Here is a 17,675-nt window from a genome sequence, read left to right as displayed (position 1 = left end):
ACAAAATAAAGTTTGCAATGTCAAAAAAAGGAGTTCTATCATCTAAGTTTAATATGTCTTTGGGATTTATCCCGGTTATCGTATCTATTATATTGTGCGAATTTATAACCCAAGACATTTCCATCTACATTGGTGCAGGTGTAGGGGCTCTTTATAGTTTATATACCTTATGGGGAAAAGGAGCAAGAATCCCCAATTTCCTACTTTATTGCACTACCGGAATGCTCTTGCTTTTGAGTCTGACCACTTTAATCTTCGGTGATTGCAGTTCCCGTGAAATGTTTCCACTGACATTGGAGATCAGTACTCTCATACCCGTAGTTATTATCTTCCTGAACAGGAAAAGATTTCTCGCTCACCAGATTTCCCAGTCACAGAAATGTTGCAAACAACTTTTTGCGCAAGGGGCAGAGTCTGCCATTGTAACAACACGGGTAGTTGTCATCATCGCTTTTCTTCATTTCCTGGGAGTCTTCATCACAATTCTGTTACCTGGTCCCTTAAGTGAAACTTCCAGGGATGTTTTATTCCGGTATTGTCCGCCAGCTGTATTTATTCTGAGTATATTATTCAATCAGTTCGGAATCCTCTATTTCAATCAAGTGATGGAGCACACAGCTTTCGTGCCCATTGTTAATACCAAAGGGGATGTGATTGGCAGAAGCCTGGCAGTGGATGCTATCAACAAGAAAAATGAATATATCAATCCGGTAGTCCGTATCGCTGTATCTCATAACGGTATGTTGTATCTTCGTCCACGCCCCCAACGTTGTATTCTCGACCGAGGGAAGACTGATATACCCATGGAATGTTATCTCTTATATGGAGAAACCCTGGAACAAGGCATCGTCCGGCTTGTGAGACAAGCTTTTCCACAAGCACCGATACAAGATTTACAATTCAATATCATGTATCACTTTGAGAATAAAGTGACGAACCGGCTGATCTATCTTTTCATTCTTGAGGTAGAAGACGACAATCTTCTACGGGACAAGCAGGTAAAAGACGGAAAGCTTTGGACTTTCCAACAAATAGAGCATAATTTAGGCAAGAACTTCTTCAGCTGCTGCTTTGAAAACGAATATGAGCACCTGAAGGATGTTATTTGTACAAGAGAAAAATACAAGGAATTTTAGAAAGATCGGGCACTTTTCCCTGCCACTCCTTCACTGTCTTGGTTTTGATATATTCTCCCTCACACGTAATGTTCGCAGCAATACAGAGTTTGGTTTGCGGACGACAATTTTGCAAGATGTCTTCCACCATTTTATTATTGCGGTAAGGTGTTTCAATGAATAGTTGAGTCTGGTGTTCGGCATAAACCCGCTGCTCCAGAGTCCTTATTTTTTTGGCACGCTCGCCCGGCTCAATAGGAAGGTAACCGTGGAAAGCAAAACTTTGCCCGTTGAAGCCTGACCCCATGACAGAAAGAATGATTGAAGAAGGTCCCACCAAGGGCACTACTTTCAGATTCTTCCGTTGAGCAATCGCCACTACATCCGCTCCCGGGTCAGCGACTGCCGGACAGCCGGCTTCGGAAATCACTCCCATAGACAATCCCGCCATCAACGGTTTCAGATATCCTGAAATATCTTCAGGTGATGTATGCTTGTTCAGCGGGTAAAAAGTCAGTGTATCAATATCTATTTCCCGGTCCACCTTCTTCAGAAAGCGGCGTGCAGAACGCACATCCTCTACTATGAAGTGACTAATCCCAAGTATGATCTCCTTATTATAAGAAGGCAACACCGTTTCAATCGGTGTATCACCCAAAGTGACGGGCAAAAGATAAAGAGCTGTTTCCAATGTTTTGCGATAATTAAAGATGAAGAATTAGGAATGAAGAATTTCCATGCAACGCAACAGCGCAGCCTGATTCTTCATTCTTCATTCCTAATTCTTCATTTAACCATATATAATGTTTCCATTCTCATCCATATATTCATCCAGTCCTTTTTCATAAGTAGCCATGGCACGCAAGCTCATACCCACGCTGGAGAAACCACCGTCATGGAATAAGTTCTGCATGGTTACCTTACGGGTCAGGTCGGAGAACATTACGATGCAATAATCAGCACATTCGTCGGCTGAAGCATTGCCCAGCGGAGACATGCGGTTGGCAAAGTCGAACAGCTTATCCATACCCTTCACACCGGAACCGGCAGTAGTCATAGTCGGAGACTGTGAAATGGTATTGACACGTACATTATGTTCGCGGCCATAGATATAACCGAAACTGCGTGCAATGGATTCCAGCAAAGCTTTTGCATCTGCCATATCATTGTATCCATAGAATGTACGTTGCGCAGCCACATAACTCAATGCAAGGATTGAACCGTAATCGGCAATTGCATTCAGCTTTTTGGCAGCCTGTATCATCTTATGGAAAGACACTGCGGAAATATCAAGCGTCTTACCCAGCATATCATAATCCAAATCATCATATGTACGTTTCTTGCGAACATTCGGAGACATACCAATGGAGTGAAGCACAAAATCAATCGGTCCGCCCAAAACTTCCATGGAGCGTTTGAATACATTTTCCAAATCTTCTACGCTGGTTGCGTCAGCGGGGATAACTTCACATTTCAATTTATCTGCCAGTGCGGAAACTTCGCCCATACGAACTGCTACCGGAGTGTTTGATAAGGTGATCGTTGCACCTTCTTCTACTGCTTTTTCAGCTACTTTCCAGGCAATGGACTGCTCATTCAGAGCACCGAAAATAATGCCTCTTTTTCCTTTCAACAAATTGTAACTCATACCTATAATATTAAAGTTGACGGGTATCTAATAAACAAATCAACAAGGAAATTGCTCTTATTGTTCGCCTCCTCATCAACTTGCATCTTATCACCACGTTTACTATTTTGAGGCTGCAAAGATAGTGCAAATTGAACGCATAGCAAAATAAGCTTGCTCATTTTTGCTATGCTGAAATGCCGCCTATCTTATTTAAAGATATGAACTTTCTGCATAAAAAGCCCGAAAGTGTGCAAAGAAAAGGACAAAACCACAAAAAATCCACCTAAACCAACAAATTGTGCACATGGTTTTAGCTAAAGCCCGATACATTTGCAACCGGTAATTAAGAGGTTTTTTCATAATATTTATTTAAGGTTAGAATTAGGTTAACATGAATCATTTATTATTTCTTTCGCAGGCCACTCGGGAGAGCCGCTTGCGGGAGGATAATAAAAAAGGAAAGAAAATGAGAAGTTGAAGAAGCCTGTTAGTTAACAACGAATAACTGATAACTAATAACTTATAACTAAATATAGTATCACGGATGAACACATTTATCAAAAAACTATGGGTGCTTGTTGCACTGGCCCTTCCGTTGTTACCTGCACAAAGTACGGTAAATGCCCAAAACGGAAATTATATAGATGAAAGTATCTATGAGAATTTACCCTTCAATATGCCGAAAGTGGAACAACCCGCTTTTCCGGATTATACAGTCAATATTGTAGATTTTGGCGCTAAAGGAGATGGCATCGTACTGAATACCAAAGCTATCAACGACGCTATAAAGGCAGTAAATGCCAAAGGTGGCGGTAAAGTTGTTATTCCCGAAGGCTTGTGGCTGACCGGCCCTATCGAGTTACTGAGCAACGTCAATCTATATACTGAAATGAACGCCCTGGTGTTGTTCACAGATGATTTCGAGGCTTATCCTATTATTAAAACATCTTTTGAGGGTTTGGATACCCGCCGTTGCCAATCTCCTATTTCAGCATGGAATGCTGAGAATATAGCGATTACGGGACATGGTGTATTCGATGGCTCAGGTGATAGCTGGCGTCCGGTAAAAAAAGGCAAACTGACTGCGGGCCAATGGAGTAGCCTGGTAAGTTCAGGAGGTGTAGTCGATGCATCCGGTAGCATCTGGTATCCCACTGCCGGTGCACTGAAAGGCGCTATGGCTACTAAAGATTTCAATAACCCGGAAGGCATTAATACGGATGAGGAATGGAATGAAATCCGCCCGTGGCTGCGTCCCGTATTGCTGAATATCGTTAAGAGTAAAAAAGTATTATTGGAAGGTGTAACTTTCAAGAACTCTCCCAGCTGGTGTCTGCACCCGTTGTCATGCGAGCATATCACAATTCACAATGTGAAGGTTTTTAACCCCTGGTACTCCCAGAATGGTGATGCACTGGACTTGGAATCTTGCAAGAACGCGTTGATTGTCAACAATATCTTTGATGCCGGTGACGATGCTATCTGTATCAAATCGGGAAAAGATGAAGACGGTCGCAGACGCGGCGAACCATGTCAGAATGTGATTGTAAAAAATAACACCGTATTGCACGGTCACGGTGGTTTCGTAGTAGGTAGCGAAATGTCGGGTGGCGTAAAGAACGTCTATGTAACCGACTGTACTTTCCTGGGTACGGATGTAGGTTTACGCTTCAAGAGTACCCGCGGACGTGGCGGTGTAGTAGAAGGTATCTATATTCATAACATCAATATGATTGATATCCCGCACGAAGCCTTGTTGTTCGACTTGTTCTATGGCGGTAAAGGTGCCGGTGAAGAAACGGAAGATGACCTGGAAGGCAGAATGAAATCATCCGTTCCTCCTGTAACGGAAAAAACTCCCGCTTTCCGTGATATCCATATCACAAATGTTACTTGCAGAAGTGTAGGACGTGCTATGTTCTTCAATGGACTGCCTGAAATGCCTATCCGTAATGTACACGTAAAGGATGTAGTTGTTACGGACGCCAAGCAAGGTATTGTTATCAGCCAGGCTGAGAATGTTTCTATAGAGAACGTGAAGATAGATACCAAAGGCACAGCATTGCAGGTGAAGCAGGCCAAAGACCTGAAAGTAAACGGGAAGACTTATAATAATTCGGCAACCAAAGCTTTGAACATCGATTTATAAGGTATATAATACCGCTGGTGTATGAAGAAAAAAGTAATCATACTGATCGCTCTGTGTTGTCTGTTTATCCAAACAGCACAGAGCGATACTCTTTCCATAACAGACCTTCGCACGGAACAACTGACTAATCCTTTAGGTCTGGATACCCCTCAACCGCGTTTCAGCTGGCGGCTCCAAAGCGGGCAACGCAATGTGATGCAGACAACTTACCGCCTGCTCGTTGCGTCCTCCCCGGAACTTCTAAGCAAGAATCGGGCAGACGTGTGGGATTCAGGCGAGGTACGCTCTGATGCGTCCATTTGGATAAGCTACCAAGGTCCCTCTTTACAACCCAACAAGCGTTATTATTGGAAAGTACAGGTAACAACCGGTACAGGTGAGAGCGCCTGGAGCGAGCCTGCTTTCTGGGGAATGGGACTGATGGGAGAAACTCGTTGGAAAGGACGTTGGATTGGTACGGACAGACCTATGCCCTGGGATAGTGAAACCATGTTTTCACGCCTGTCCGCCCGGTATGTACGCAAAGAATTCAACCTCAGCAAAGCAATAAAAGAGGCAACCCTGCACATCAGCGGACTGGGAGTTTACGAATGCCTCATCAACGGCAAACGGGTCGGTGACCTTGTACTGGCTCCCGCTCCTACCGACTACCGGAAAACCGTACTTTACAACAGCTATGATGTAACAAGTCTGCTTCGCTCACAGGCGGATAATGCCATAGGTATTACGCTCGGAAACGGACGATACCACTTCATGCGCCAGAACTATCGCACTTATAAAATCCATAACTTCGGCTATCCAAAAGTCCGGATGAACCTGATCGTAGAATATACGGACGGCAGCCGGGAAACGATTGCCACAGACACGAACTGGAAACTGACAGCCGACGGTCCCATCCGCAGTAACAATGAGTTTGACGGTGAGGAATACGATGCCCGAAAAGAATTAGGAAGTTGGTCGGAAACCGGCTATGACGACAGTACCTGGTTGCAGGCGGAACGCGTTTCCATACCTTCGGGATATCTGCGCGGACAAACCATACCGGGTATCAAGGTAGTGGAGAAGGTTAATCCCCGCACCATCCGTAAATCGGCCAATGGATATATCCTCGACATGGGGCAGAACATGGTAGGCTGGCTGCGCATCCGGGTAAAAGGAAATGCGGGCGACTCAGTGCGCCTGCGCTTTGCAGAAACCCTACAACCGGATGGAGAACTATACACCGCCAACTTACGGTCCGCAAAAGTAACCGACCTTTATATCCTGAAAGGAGAAGGCATTGAAGAGTGGGCTCCCCGCTTTGTATATCATGGCTTCCGCTATGTAGAAGTCAGCGAATTTCCGGGTACTCCTACCCTTGCCAACTTTACAGGCGAAGTTGTAAACGACGACATGCCTCTCACCGGAACATTCGAATGTGACAACCCTATCCTGAACCAATTAGTGAAGAATGCCTTCTGGGGAATCCGTGGTAATTATAAGGGAATACCGCTCGATTGCCCCCAGCGTGATGAACGCCAGCCTTGGCTGGGCGACCATACCAACGGTGCACTGGGTGAAAGTTTCTTGATGGAAAACGGTCCGCTTTATGCCAAGTGGATGGACGATATCCGCGATGCGCAACGGGAAGACGGATGCATACCCGATGTAGTGCCGGCCTATTATTACTACTATACAGACAACGTGACCTGGCCGTCAACCTTCATTTTCATCAGTAATATGCTGTATGAACAATATGGAAACCCGGAAGCCATCTGCAAGCATTATCCAGCCATGAAGCAATGGATGGAGCACATCCGCACAGAGTTCATGAACCAATCGCATATCATCACCCGCGACCGTTACGGCGATTGGTGTCTTCCGCCCGAATCTCCCGAATTAATACATTCGAAAGACCCGGCCCGCATTACCGATGGTAAACTGATAGCAACCGCCTATTACTACAAGCTGCTGCAATATATGATAAAGTTTGCACAGCTTCAGTTAGATATGCCCCACACTCCGGATATTGCCGGACAGCTGCACCACCAGCAGTTGGCTGAGGATATTCAGGAATATCGGAAACTGGCAGAACACGTAAAAGAAGGTTTCAACAAGACCTTCTGGAATCAGGAAAAACAATATTACAGCAATAATACCGTAACAGCCAACCTTCTCCCACTGGCATTCGACATGGTACCGGATACGGAAAAAGAAACCGTCGCCCGACAAATCATTCATAAAACGATAGACTATTACAATGCCACCATTCAATGCGGAGTTATTGGCGTACAATGGCTGATGCGCGAGCTTGTAAGAATGGGACGCACAGATGTAGCATACGTTCTGGCTACCCATACCAAATATCCCGGATGGGGATACATGGCGGCCAACGGAGCTACCACCATCTGGGAGTTATGGAACGGGAACACAGCTGATCCGGCCATGAACAGCGGCAACCACGTCATGTTACTGGGCGATTTCCTCCCCTATTGCTATCAACATCTGGCAGGTATCCGGAATGCCGCTCCCGGTTTCAAGGAAATCCGGATGAAACCTGCTTTCGAACTGGAAGAAGTAGGATTTATTCGTGCTTCTCACATTACACCTTATGGCAAAGTAACGAGTGACTGGTCACAAACAGCTACCGGGTATTCCTGGGAGATCAGTGTACCTGCCAATAGTACGGCTACTATATGGCTGCCCAATGCAGATACCTCCGCCCTCACCGAAAACGGAAAGCCATTGAAGCAATCCGAAGGTTTACAAATACTCCGCCAGAAAGACGGATACACAGTTTGTAAGATAGGTTCGGGGAACTATAACTTCCAGATCAAAAAGAACATATCATACGGAAAAGGAAGAAAAGGCCTGCTGGAAGATGACTTTATCTGTCGGAAACCTCCCTTCCCGGAGAGCCATGCGGCTACTATCGTAGAAGGACGTCGCGGAATAGTGGCAGCCTGGTTCGGGGGAACCAAAGAGAAGAATCCCGATTGTTGCATTTGGGTTAGCCGCAAGACAAAAACAGGCTGGACGGAACCACAAATGGTAGCGGACGGTGTATTGGACGGAACCAAATACGCCTGCTGGAATCCCGTACTGACCGAAACACCGAAAGGAGAACTACAGCTTTATTATAAGATAGGTGTGAACGTAGCCGGATGGAGTGGTCATGTCGTTACTTCGAAAGACGGTGGAAAAACATGGAGCAAATCCCGGGCACTTCCCGAAGGCTTCCTTGGTCCCATCAAAAACAAGCCCGTATGGATCGGCAAGCGGATGATCTGCCCCAGCAGCACGGAAGATGAGAACGGTTGGCGGATTCATTTCGAAATCAGCGATGATGAAGGAAAGACCTGGCGAAAAATTGGTCCTATAACTGCTTCCGAGATTGTGGAAACAGATCAGGTGAAGTTCAGTAATCAGAAGCATAAAACCATACAAGTGATACAGCCCACCATCCTGACACATAAAGACGGAAAGTTGCAAGCCTTATGCCGTACTCAGAACAACGGCTCTGTTGCTACCACCTGGAGTGAAGACAACGGAGAAACCTGGAGTCCGGTAACGTTCATTGACTTGCCTAACAACAATTCCGGCATTGATGGAATTACACTGAAAGACGGACGGCACTTGCTGGTATACAACCACTATCGCTACATCAAAGGAAAACGGAAAGAACGTACCCCCATCAACGTAGCAATCAGTGACGACGGTATGCATTGGAAAGCGGCTGTGGTATTGGAGGATTCGCCGATCAATCAATATTCATACCCCTCAGTCATTCAGGGTAAAGACGGAAAAATACACATTGTTTATACATGGAGGAGACAGCGCATCAAGTATGCCTGCCTCGATCCCCAACAGGTGGAAGTCACCTCTTTTGAGGAAGCCGGTTGGAAGGAATAACTCACAAAGGCGACAGTATTTATATCAAAATGGAAAAGGAATTACGGTAGGTTTGCACTACTTTTGTAGCAAATTAGTTATATATTTAAAACCATGAAGAAGAATATCTTTACAGTATTGCTATTATTGTGCGGTCTTTCTGTCACAGCAGAAGCACAAGAAACCCAAAAGAGTTTCAAGGTGGAAGTAAGTAACACCTGGAACAAGGCAAAAGCGGACGAACCGGTAGTAATCAAACTCAGTGAAATCAATCCACAGTTCCGGGTACGTTCGGCAGTAGTCATGAACGGAAGCGAAGAAATACCTTCGCAACTGGATGACCTGAATGGCGACCTCCGTCCGGATGAACTTGCATTTGTCATCGACCTGCCTGCCAAGAGCAAGAAAACAGTGACCGTCACTCTGTCTTCCGCCAAAAGCGACAAAACTTATCCTGCCCGTGTATATGCCGAGATGCTGGTAAGCGACAAGCGAGGCAAGCATGTCCCCGTACATTCGGTAACCATTCCGGGAACCAGTAACATCTACAATCAGATGCATCACCACGGTCCGGCTTTCGAATCTGAACTGGTGGCTTATCGCCTGTACTTTGACAAGAAGCAAACAGTCGACATCTACGGCAAATTCAATAAAGGCTTTGAAATCAAAGAATCACAATTCTATCCCACCGACGAGCAACTGGCACGTGGCTTCGGTGACGATGTCCTGTTGGTAGGCGGCAGCTGCGGTTTAGGCGCGCTGAAAGGCTGGGACGGCAAGAAATCCACTCATATCGAACCTGTATCCACGCTTACCGAGCGCATCATTGCCTACGGTCCGGTACGCACCATTGCCGAAATAGAAGTGACAGACTGGCAATATCAAGGTTCGGAACTACGCATGACGAACCGCTACACCCTCTACGGCGGACACCGCGATGTGTTTGTGGAAACCTTCTTTGAAGAACCATTGAAAGACGAAATCTTCTGTACCGGTGTAATAGACATCAAAGGCTCTGTATCTTACTCCGACCATAAAGGCCTGATAGGTTGCTGGGGAACAGACTGGCCCGTAAACGACACCGTGAAGTACGCTAAAGAAACCGTAGGACTGGGCACATACATTCCGCAAAAGTACGTAAAGGCCGAAGTGAAAGACAAGGCTAATTACCTGTACACCATCGGTGCCAAAGGCAGCAAATATTTCACCCACAATATCACATTCACTTCCATGAAAGAAACCTTCGGTTATAAAACTCCCGAAGCATGGTTCGCCTATATCCGCGAATGGAAAGAAGAACTGGAACATCCGGCAGTGGTGAAAATAACTAATCACTAATAACTAAAAACGTATCATGAAAGCAAGAAAGACCTTGATGAGTCTATGCCTGTTGCTCGCCCTTCCGCTGGCAGCACAGCAGAAAAATTATGTTTCCGAGGTATGGGTAGCCGACCAGGGAAACGGTAAGTACAAGAACCCGGTACTCTATGCAGACTATTCCGACCCGGATGCCTGCCGTGTAGGAGACGATTACTACATGACATCTTCCAGTTTCAACTGTTTGCCCGGATTGCAGATACTCCACTCCAAAGATTTGGTGAACTGGACTATCATTGGCGCTGCCGTACCTTACGCTCTGCCCCCAATAGAAACTCCCGAACGTCCTGAACATGGTAACCGCGTATGGGCACCTGCCATCCGCCATCACAACGGTGAGTTTTACATCTTCTGGGGAGATCCCGACCAAGGCGCTTTCATGGTAAAAGCCAAAGACCCGAAAGGACCGTGGACTGAGCCTGTATTGGTGAAACCGGGTAAAGGCATCATCGACACTTGTCCGCTTTGGGACGAGGACGGCAAAGTGTATATGGTACATGCCTACGCAGGTAGCCGCGCCGAACTGAAGAGCGTAATCACCATTTGCGAACTGAACGCTGAGGCCACCAAGGCCATCACTCCGTCACGTATCGTATTTGACGGACATGAGGTGCACCAGACCTGTGAAGGACCAAAATTCTACAAACGTAACGGATATTACTACATCTTCCATCCGGCAGGTGGTGTACCTACAGGTTGGCAGGTAGTGCTCCGTTCGAAGAATGTATACGGACCGTACGAATGGAAAACCGTGCTTGCACAAGGTAATAGCCCCGTGAATGGCCCTCACCAAGGTGCATGGGTAGATACCCCGACCGGAGAAGACTGGTTCTTCCACTTCCAGGATGTAGGCGCTTATGGCCGACTGGTACATCTGCAACCCATGAAATGGGTGAATGACTGGCCCGTAATCGGTATCGACAAAGACGGTGACGGTTGTGGTGAACCTGTAATGACTTACAAAAAGCCAAACGTAGGTAAGACATATCCCATCTGCACTCCGCAGGAAAGTGACGAGTTCGACGGTTATACTTTGTCTCCGCAATGGCAGTGGCATGCCAATATCAACGAGAAGTGGGCATACTACGCAGGAGACCAAAGCATTGTACGCCTGTATTCTTACCCGGTAGTGAAAGAATACAAGAATCTGTTCGATGTTGCCAATCTGCTGTTGCAGAAGGCTCCGGCACCCAACTTCACTGCTACCATGAAACTGACTTTCAAGCCGGTAGATAAATACAAAGGCGAACGTACCGGATTGGTAGTGATGGGTATGGACTATGCCGGACTGATCCTGGAGAATACGGACAAAGGGCTGGTTCTCTCGCAAGTATCCTGTCTGAAGGCAGACAAAGGCACACCGGAACAAGTAAACGGTACGGTAGACCTGACAGACAACACCATCTATCTGAAAGTAAAATTCAGCAGCGATGCCAACAAGAAGATTTCAAAGAGTGAAGGCGGACATGATCTGCTGGTTATGTGTGACTTCAGCTATAGTCTTGATGGAAAGAAATACCAGCCTCTTGGCAAGTCATTCCAGGCAAAAGAAGGAAAATGGATCGGTGTCAAGGTAGGTACTTTCTGTACCCGCCCTGCAATTACTACCAATGACGGTGGTTGGGCAGATGTAGACTGGTTCCGCATTACGAAGAAATAAGATTTTTCTAAGCGTGCAAGTTACGCGATAATACAGAGCCTCCGGATGTATAAGTGTATGACATCCGGAGGCTTTTTTGGTACGGCAATAAGGCATCGAAAGGAAATAATTCATCATTTTAAACAGTTCATTTGTTTGAATTTATCAACAACGAAAACTCTTTTTGTAAGCAGCTGATTATCAGATATATTATAATAATGGTATCTCAGTATACGACTTAGGGTATCTCAGTATGATACTGAGGTACCCTAAGTATCATACTGAGATACCCTAAGCATACGACTGATCTCACAAATATCTTGTTTTGTAAATATTGATCATCTGTATATGGGGCGCCTATCATACAGGATTATTGGTTTGCCCATAACAGAATGATAATAAATCTCAGCTACAGATTTGCATTACTAGTATTTTTTGCCTATATAAAACTGTTCCTAATGAAAAATAATTCGCTAAAATTGCGAATTTATTTATTATATATTACCTTTGTGTCAACAAAGAACATACGTATGAATGTAGAATTTGAGAAAGAGTATTTGGCGGAACTTTATGAAAAAGGAAAGACTAATGATAAAAAACATTGTTTCCAGCCTCAAATAATTAATGGCTATTTAAGGTGTGTCAAAGCTTTGTTAAATGCCTATAGAATAGAAGACCTGTATCAATATAGATCTCTAAATTATGAAAAGTTGAAAGGCGATAAGAAAGGACTTTCTTCTTTACGTATTAATGATCAATATAGACTTGAATTTCGGGAAGTTACAAATGTTAGTAACCAAACTCTCGTGGAAATTTGTTCTTTGGTAGATATTACAAATCATTATAAGTAAGAACTATGAGTATAACAGCTAACAATTTACAGTCATTCCGTCCTTATCATCCGGGTGAATTGGTTAAGGAAGAATTAGAATGTAGAGGTATAAAACAGAAGGACTTTGCAAGAAAGTTTAGTTTGTCTTATTCAGCCTTAAATGAGGTGCTTAATGCAAAGCGTCCGATAACTACAGAATTCGCTTTACTTCTGGAGGCAGCTTTAGGCATCAATGCAGATTTGCTTGTAAGAATGCAAACGGATTATAATATGCAAGTAGCACGTAGAAATAGTTCTTTGCTTGAGAGATTAAATAATATAAAGAAAATAGCTGCTGTCTTTTAAGATAGAGTGCTTACGGGTAGAAGAGCGAGGTGTAAAGCCATATAATTTTCCCCCCTCGCTCTTTTATTATTTTACAAGGTATCTGTCGATTCTTCTTTCAATTTATTCAGTAAGCTTTCTACGTTTTGAAAATGGTAATGTAAGATACCTTCCAATTGTTTCAGAAAACCTACATTGCTTGCCAGCTGCGTAATGAATTGCAGATGCAGACCGATTTCCCGGTTGGCTTGCAGAAGCGTTTTATGCGGGAGTGTGCTTTGCAGCATATAGATTCCGCTGGCATCTTGTATTTCTGCAATGCCGTTTCCCCATTCGTGTGTGCCTATCAATCGTAGAACATGGATGAATTGTCTTAATTTGCGTTTCAGGCATTGCAAGCTTATATATTCCGAAGGCTCTTCGGCATACGTTATGTTCATAATGTCAATCAGTTGTAGATAGTACGCTTTCATGGCTTCTTCTGACGGGAAGCCCGTGCGTGGGTGCATTGCTGCGTTGGGTAATTCCTGAGCGGTTACCGGCTGAGTGTTGTTTTCCATAAATCGTTAAGTTTTAAAAGGTGAATAATTCGATTTATGGGAGAGGAGAAGAAAAAGAAAAAAAGGCAATCCCCACCTTTCCCATTGTCGAACATCTACCACGCAGCTGTTGGAAGTGCATTAACACTCCCGATGGGGGTGCAGGGACCGCCATATAGGAGTGAGGCGACGGACATAAAAATGCCCGCCACGGTTTCTTGGCAGGTTTCCCTGCTGCGTGATAAAAAAATATTCGACATCACAAAGGTACAATAAAAAATGAAGTAGCCATGTAAAACGGGGAGGAAAATACGTTTATTATCCGATTAACTTTATTAATAATGCCAATCAGAAGTTGAAATTCATTCATAATTGAAAAGAAATGAAACAATAGATACGCGGACGACGCGGATAAGGCGGACAAACGCGGACTTTAATTTATCATTTATAATAGTATAGCGCAGCTTTTTAAATCCGCGTTTGTCCGCCTTATCCGCGTCGTCCGCGTACCCATTCTATTCAAAACCCATCAGAAACGAATCAACTCATTACAGATAATTTGAACGAAATGCCGTATATTTGCGTTCATAAAGAAAAGAAAGTAAGAAAAATGAAGAAACTCGTAATTTTTGATTTAGACGGTACCCTCCTGAACACCATTGCCGATCTGGCACAAAGTACCAATCACGCATTAGCCGCCTTAGGATATCCCACACATGAAGAACAAGAGTACAACTTCATGGTTGGAAACGGCATCAACAAACTTTTTGAGCGTGCTCTGCCCGAAGGAGAAAAGACGGAAGAAAATGTCCTGCGCATACGAAAAGAATTTGTACCCTATTATGACCAGCATAATGCAGACAAAAGCCGCCCCTACCCCGGCATCACGGAACTTCTAACCGAGCTACAGGCCAAGGGACTGCAACTCGCAGTCGCTTCCAACAAATATCAAGCAGCCACAGAGAAACTAATTGCCCACTATTTTCCTACAATTCGTTTCATCGCCGTCTTCGGCCAACGTGAAGGGGTAAATGTAAAACCCGATCCCACCGTCGTATACGATATCCTGAAAATAGCAAAGACAGCCAAAGAAGATGTTCTCTATGTAGGAGACTCCGGTGTAGACATGCAGACAGCTATCCATGCAGATATAACCTCCTGCGGAGTGACCTGGGGATTCCGCCCACGCGCTGAACTGGAAACCTTCCATCCTGACTACATTGTGGATAAGGCTGAGGAGATTATCGAGAGCGTCTTGAAATACTAAATTCAGCCTCTACTGCCTGAATCTTGCCACCGTGTTGGCAATGTTGTGCCAGTTAATTGGCAATGTTGTGCCAGTTAATTGGCAATGTTGTGCCAGTTAATTGGCAATGTTGTGCCAGTTAATTGGCAATGTTGTGCCAGTTAATTGGCAATGTTGTGCCACCGTGTTGGCAATGTCGTGCCAATTAACTGGCAAAAGATTGCATTAATAATCCCGCTGTATGCATCATTTTTACTCCTTTTTAAATAGATATTACCCCTGAAAGTGTCGAAAACTGCCTAACCTTGCAACTGAAATACAAAAAATGAAAAACAATGATGAAGAAATGGTTATCGACATGCTTTGCCGCAATCTGCATAAGCAGTAGCTTGCAGGCACAGCAGGAAAATGAAACTCTCAAATTATGGTACGACGAACCCGCCACACAATGGGTAGAAGCTCTGCCACTGGGCAACGGACGTATAGGCGCCATGGTCTTTGGCGACCCTGTACACGAACAATTCCAATTGAATGAAGAAACCGTATGGGGAGGTTCTCCTTACAACAACACCAATCCCAAAGCCAAAGATGCTTTGCCACGGATCCGCCAACTCATCTTTGAGGGCAAGAATAAAGAGGCACAAGAGCTTTGCGGCCCCACCATCTGTTCGCCATCCGCCAACGGGATGCCTTATCAGACTGTAGGTTCCCTGCATCTTGACTTTGATGGAATCAACAATTACAACGATTATTATCGTGACCTGGACATTGCAAAGGCAATAGCTACCACCCGCTTCACCGCCAATGGAGTAACCTATACCCGTGAAACCTATACTTCTTTCCCCGATCAGGTCCTGGTAATCCGCCTGACAGCTTCACAGAAGAAGAGCATCTCATTCACTGCAAAATATACCACGCCTTATAAAAGTAATGTGGTACGCAGCATCTCCTCCCGCAAAGAATTACAGTTGAACGGAAAAGCTAACGACCACGAAGGTATCGAAGGCAAAGTGGAATTCACCGCCCTCACCCGCATAGAGAACAGTGGCGGCAGTCTGGAAGCAACATCAGACAGCACCCTGCAAGTCAAAAATGCCAATAGCGTTACATTATACGTATCCATCGGCACCAACTTCGTAAACTATAAGGATGTATCGGGCAATGCACTCAGCACTGCACAGAAATATCTGAAACAGGTCAACAAGAACTATGCGAAGAGTAAAGCCACCCATATCAATGCATATCAGAAGTACTTCAACCGGGTATCTCTGAACCTGGGGCGCAATGCTCAAGCCGACAAGCCGACAGATGTACGCGTCAAAGAGTTCAGTACAAGCTTCGATCCGCAAATGGCTGCTTTATACTTCCAATTCGGACGCTACCTGCTGATATGCAGTTCACAGCCCGGCGGGCAAGCCGCCAATCTGCAAGGTATCTGGAACTACCAGCTACGTGCTCCTTGGGATGGCAAATATACTACTGATATCAATGTAGAAATGAACTACTGGCCTGCCGAAAGTACCTCCCTGCCCGAAATGCACGAACCTTTCCTGCAATTAGTAAAAGAAGCAGCCATACAAGGACGCGAAAGTGCCGCCATGTACGGTTGTCGCGGCTGGACATTGCATCACAATACGGATATCTGGCGCAGCACCGGTGCCGTAGACGGACCAAGCTACGGCGTATGGGCCACTTGCAACGCTTGGTTCTGCCAGCATCTGTGGGATCGTTACCTCTTCTCCGGCGACAAAAACTATCTAGCCGAAGTATACCCCCTGATGCGTGGTGCCTGCGAGTTCTACCTCGATTTTCTGGTACGTGAACCCGAGAATAACTGGCTGGTAGTGGCCCCCTCCTATTCTCCTGAAAACAGTCCTGTAGTAAATGGCAAACGTACATTTGTTGTAGTTGCCGGAACCACGATGGACAATCAGATGGTTTACGATTTATTCTACAATACGATTGCCGCTGCCGGTTTAATGGACGAAAACACCGCTTTCACCGACAGTTTACAGACTGTAGTTAACAATTTAGCCCCTATGCAGGTAGGCCGTTGGGGACAGTTACAGGAGTGGATGCACGACTGGGATAATCCCAAAGACCGCCATCGCCATGTTTCTCATCTCTGGGGCTTGTATCCGGGACGCCAAATCAGCGCCTACAACTCTCCCATCCTGTTTGAAGCTGCCAAGAAGTCTTTAATAGGCCGTGGCGATCACTCTACCGGTTGGTCAATGGGTTGGAAAGTGTGCCTGTGGGCACGTCTGCTCGATGGTAACCATGCTTATAAACTGATAACCGAACAGTTGCACCCCACTACCGATGAAAAGGGACAAAACGGTGGTACTTATCCGAACCTGTTCGATGCACACCCGCCTTTCCAGATTGACGGTAACTTTGGCTGTTCTGCCGGTATTGCCGAAATGTTCGTTCAGAGCCATGACGGAGCTATCCATCTTCTTCCGGCATTGCCCGACGTATGGAAACAGGGAACATTGAAAGGTATCCGTTGCCGTGGCGGATTTACAGTGAAAGAGATGAAGTGGGAAAACGGAGAATTACAAACAGCCGTTATCACTTCCAATATTGGCGGTACACTCCGCATACGGACCCAGACTCCTTTGTATCTGAATGGGGAAAAATTGACTCCAAGTATCCAAGAGGTGTCTGACAACCCGCTATTGCAATCACAGAGCATCCGCAAACCACTGATTGCCGCCAATGCTCCGGTTTGCATACCGGAATATGCACAGACTTATGTGTATGATATCGAAACAAATGCAGGAAACGAATACATTCTGACCGCAAGAAATCAATAAGAATAAATAGTAACCAAAACTATAGGGATACCGGCTGAAGTCAGTCGTCACTATGTTAAAACGTCAAGAGGGGAGCAATAAATTCCCCTCTTTTCTGTTATATAACATCATTTAGGTTATCCACAAAAGCATAAT

13 protein-coding genes are annotated in these 17,675 nt (G+C 45.2%); 10 read left to right on the top strand and 3 right to left on the bottom strand.

The features are described from left to right. The first annotated feature begins 17 nt into the window (after positions 1 to 17). A complete protein-coding gene (locus K6V21_RS11265) occupies positions 18 to 1,136 on the top strand; it encodes a hypothetical protein (RefSeq protein WP_044262289.1) in 1,119 nt (372 codons plus the stop codon). Here the strand turns inward: K6V21_RS11265 and K6V21_RS11260 are convergent. Both K6V21_RS11260 and K6V21_RS11255 read right to left on the bottom strand, forming a co-directional pair. Beyond that, positions 1,102 to 1,806, bottom strand: coding sequence for an SAM-dependent methyltransferase (locus tag K6V21_RS11260; protein ID WP_007212501.1), 705 nt, complete (start codon positions 1,804 to 1,806; stop codon positions 1,102 to 1,104). The genes K6V21_RS11265 and K6V21_RS11260 overlap by 35 nt on opposite strands. A gap of 99 nt (positions 1,807 to 1,905) precedes the next feature. Next, entirely contained in the window at positions 1,906 to 2,763 is an 858-nt protein-coding gene (locus K6V21_RS11255) for an enoyl-ACP reductase (RefSeq protein ID WP_007212500.1), read from the bottom strand. Positions 2,764 to 3,289: 526 nt separating this feature from the next. Here K6V21_RS11255 and K6V21_RS11250 point away from each other — a divergent pair. The 6 genes from K6V21_RS11250 (at position 3,290) to K6V21_RS11225 (ending at position 12,957) form a co-directional block, all read left to right on the top strand. Then, positions 3,290 to 4,894, top strand: a complete 1,605-nt coding sequence (locus K6V21_RS11250; protein WP_224321815.1) for a glycoside hydrolase family 28 protein — start codon at positions 3,290 to 3,292, stop codon at positions 4,892 to 4,894. A 21-nt stretch (positions 4,895 to 4,915) separates the two neighbouring features. Beyond that, on the top strand, positions 4,916 to 8,785 hold the full coding sequence (locus tag K6V21_RS11245) for a family 78 glycoside hydrolase catalytic domain (protein WP_224321814.1): 3,870 nt from the start codon (positions 4,916 to 4,918) through the stop codon (positions 8,783 to 8,785). A 93-nt stretch (positions 8,786 to 8,878) separates the two neighbouring features. Further along, positions 8,879 to 10,102, top strand: coding sequence for a DUF4861 domain-containing protein (locus K6V21_RS11240; RefSeq protein ID WP_217714176.1), 1,224 nt, complete (start codon positions 8,879 to 8,881; stop codon positions 10,100 to 10,102). Positions 10,103 to 10,118: 16 nt separating this feature from the next. Then, entirely contained in the window at positions 10,119 to 11,801 is a 1,683-nt protein-coding gene (locus tag K6V21_RS11235; protein ID WP_224321813.1) for a glycoside hydrolase 43 family protein, read from the top strand. 509 nt (positions 11,802 to 12,310) lie between these two features. Further along, the gene (locus tag K6V21_RS11230; RefSeq protein ID WP_224321812.1) at positions 12,311 to 12,631 is read left to right on the top strand and encodes a type II toxin-antitoxin system RelE/ParE family toxin; all 321 of its coding nucleotides are present in this window, start codon (positions 12,311 to 12,313) and stop codon (positions 12,629 to 12,631) included. Between the two features lie 5 nt (positions 12,632 to 12,636). Continuing rightward, complete coding sequence (locus K6V21_RS11225; RefSeq protein ID WP_044262297.1) at positions 12,637 to 12,957, top strand: HigA family addiction module antitoxin; 321 nt, start codon at positions 12,637 to 12,639, stop codon at positions 12,955 to 12,957. 71 nt (positions 12,958 to 13,028) lie between these two features. On the opposite strand, the gene K6V21_RS11220 is transcribed toward K6V21_RS11225, so the two are convergent. Further along, positions 13,029 to 13,496, bottom strand: coding sequence for a hypothetical protein (locus tag K6V21_RS11220; RefSeq protein ID WP_224321811.1), 468 nt, complete (start codon positions 13,494 to 13,496; stop codon positions 13,029 to 13,031). Between the two features lie 36 nt (positions 13,497 to 13,532). On the opposite strand from K6V21_RS11220, the gene K6V21_RS11215 reads away from it, so the two are divergent. The 3 genes from K6V21_RS11215 (at position 13,533) to K6V21_RS11205 (ending at position 17,540) form a co-directional block, all read left to right on the top strand. Then, positions 13,533 to 13,751 (top strand): hypothetical protein, encoded by a 219-nt coding sequence (locus K6V21_RS11215; protein ID WP_217715117.1) that lies wholly within the window; start codon positions 13,533 to 13,535, stop codon positions 13,749 to 13,751. Between the two features lie 334 nt (positions 13,752 to 14,085). Beyond that, complete coding sequence (locus tag K6V21_RS11210; protein ID WP_217715118.1) at positions 14,086 to 14,742, top strand: HAD family hydrolase; 657 nt, start codon at positions 14,086 to 14,088, stop codon at positions 14,740 to 14,742. A 314-nt stretch (positions 14,743 to 15,056) separates the two neighbouring features. Continuing rightward, complete coding sequence (locus tag K6V21_RS11205; RefSeq protein WP_224321810.1) at positions 15,057 to 17,540, top strand: glycosyl hydrolase family 95 catalytic domain-containing protein; 2,484 nt, start codon at positions 15,057 to 15,059, stop codon at positions 17,538 to 17,540. The last annotated feature ends 135 nt before the right edge of the window (positions 17,541 to 17,675 follow it).

Origin of the sequence: Bacteroides cellulosilyticus, assembly GCF_020091405.1 — a bacterium.
Lineage (GTDB): Bacteria > Bacteroidota > Bacteroidia > Bacteroidales > Bacteroidaceae > Bacteroides.
Note: the sequence above shows the minus strand (reverse complement) of the source record. Positions and strands in the feature narration are given on the sequence as shown.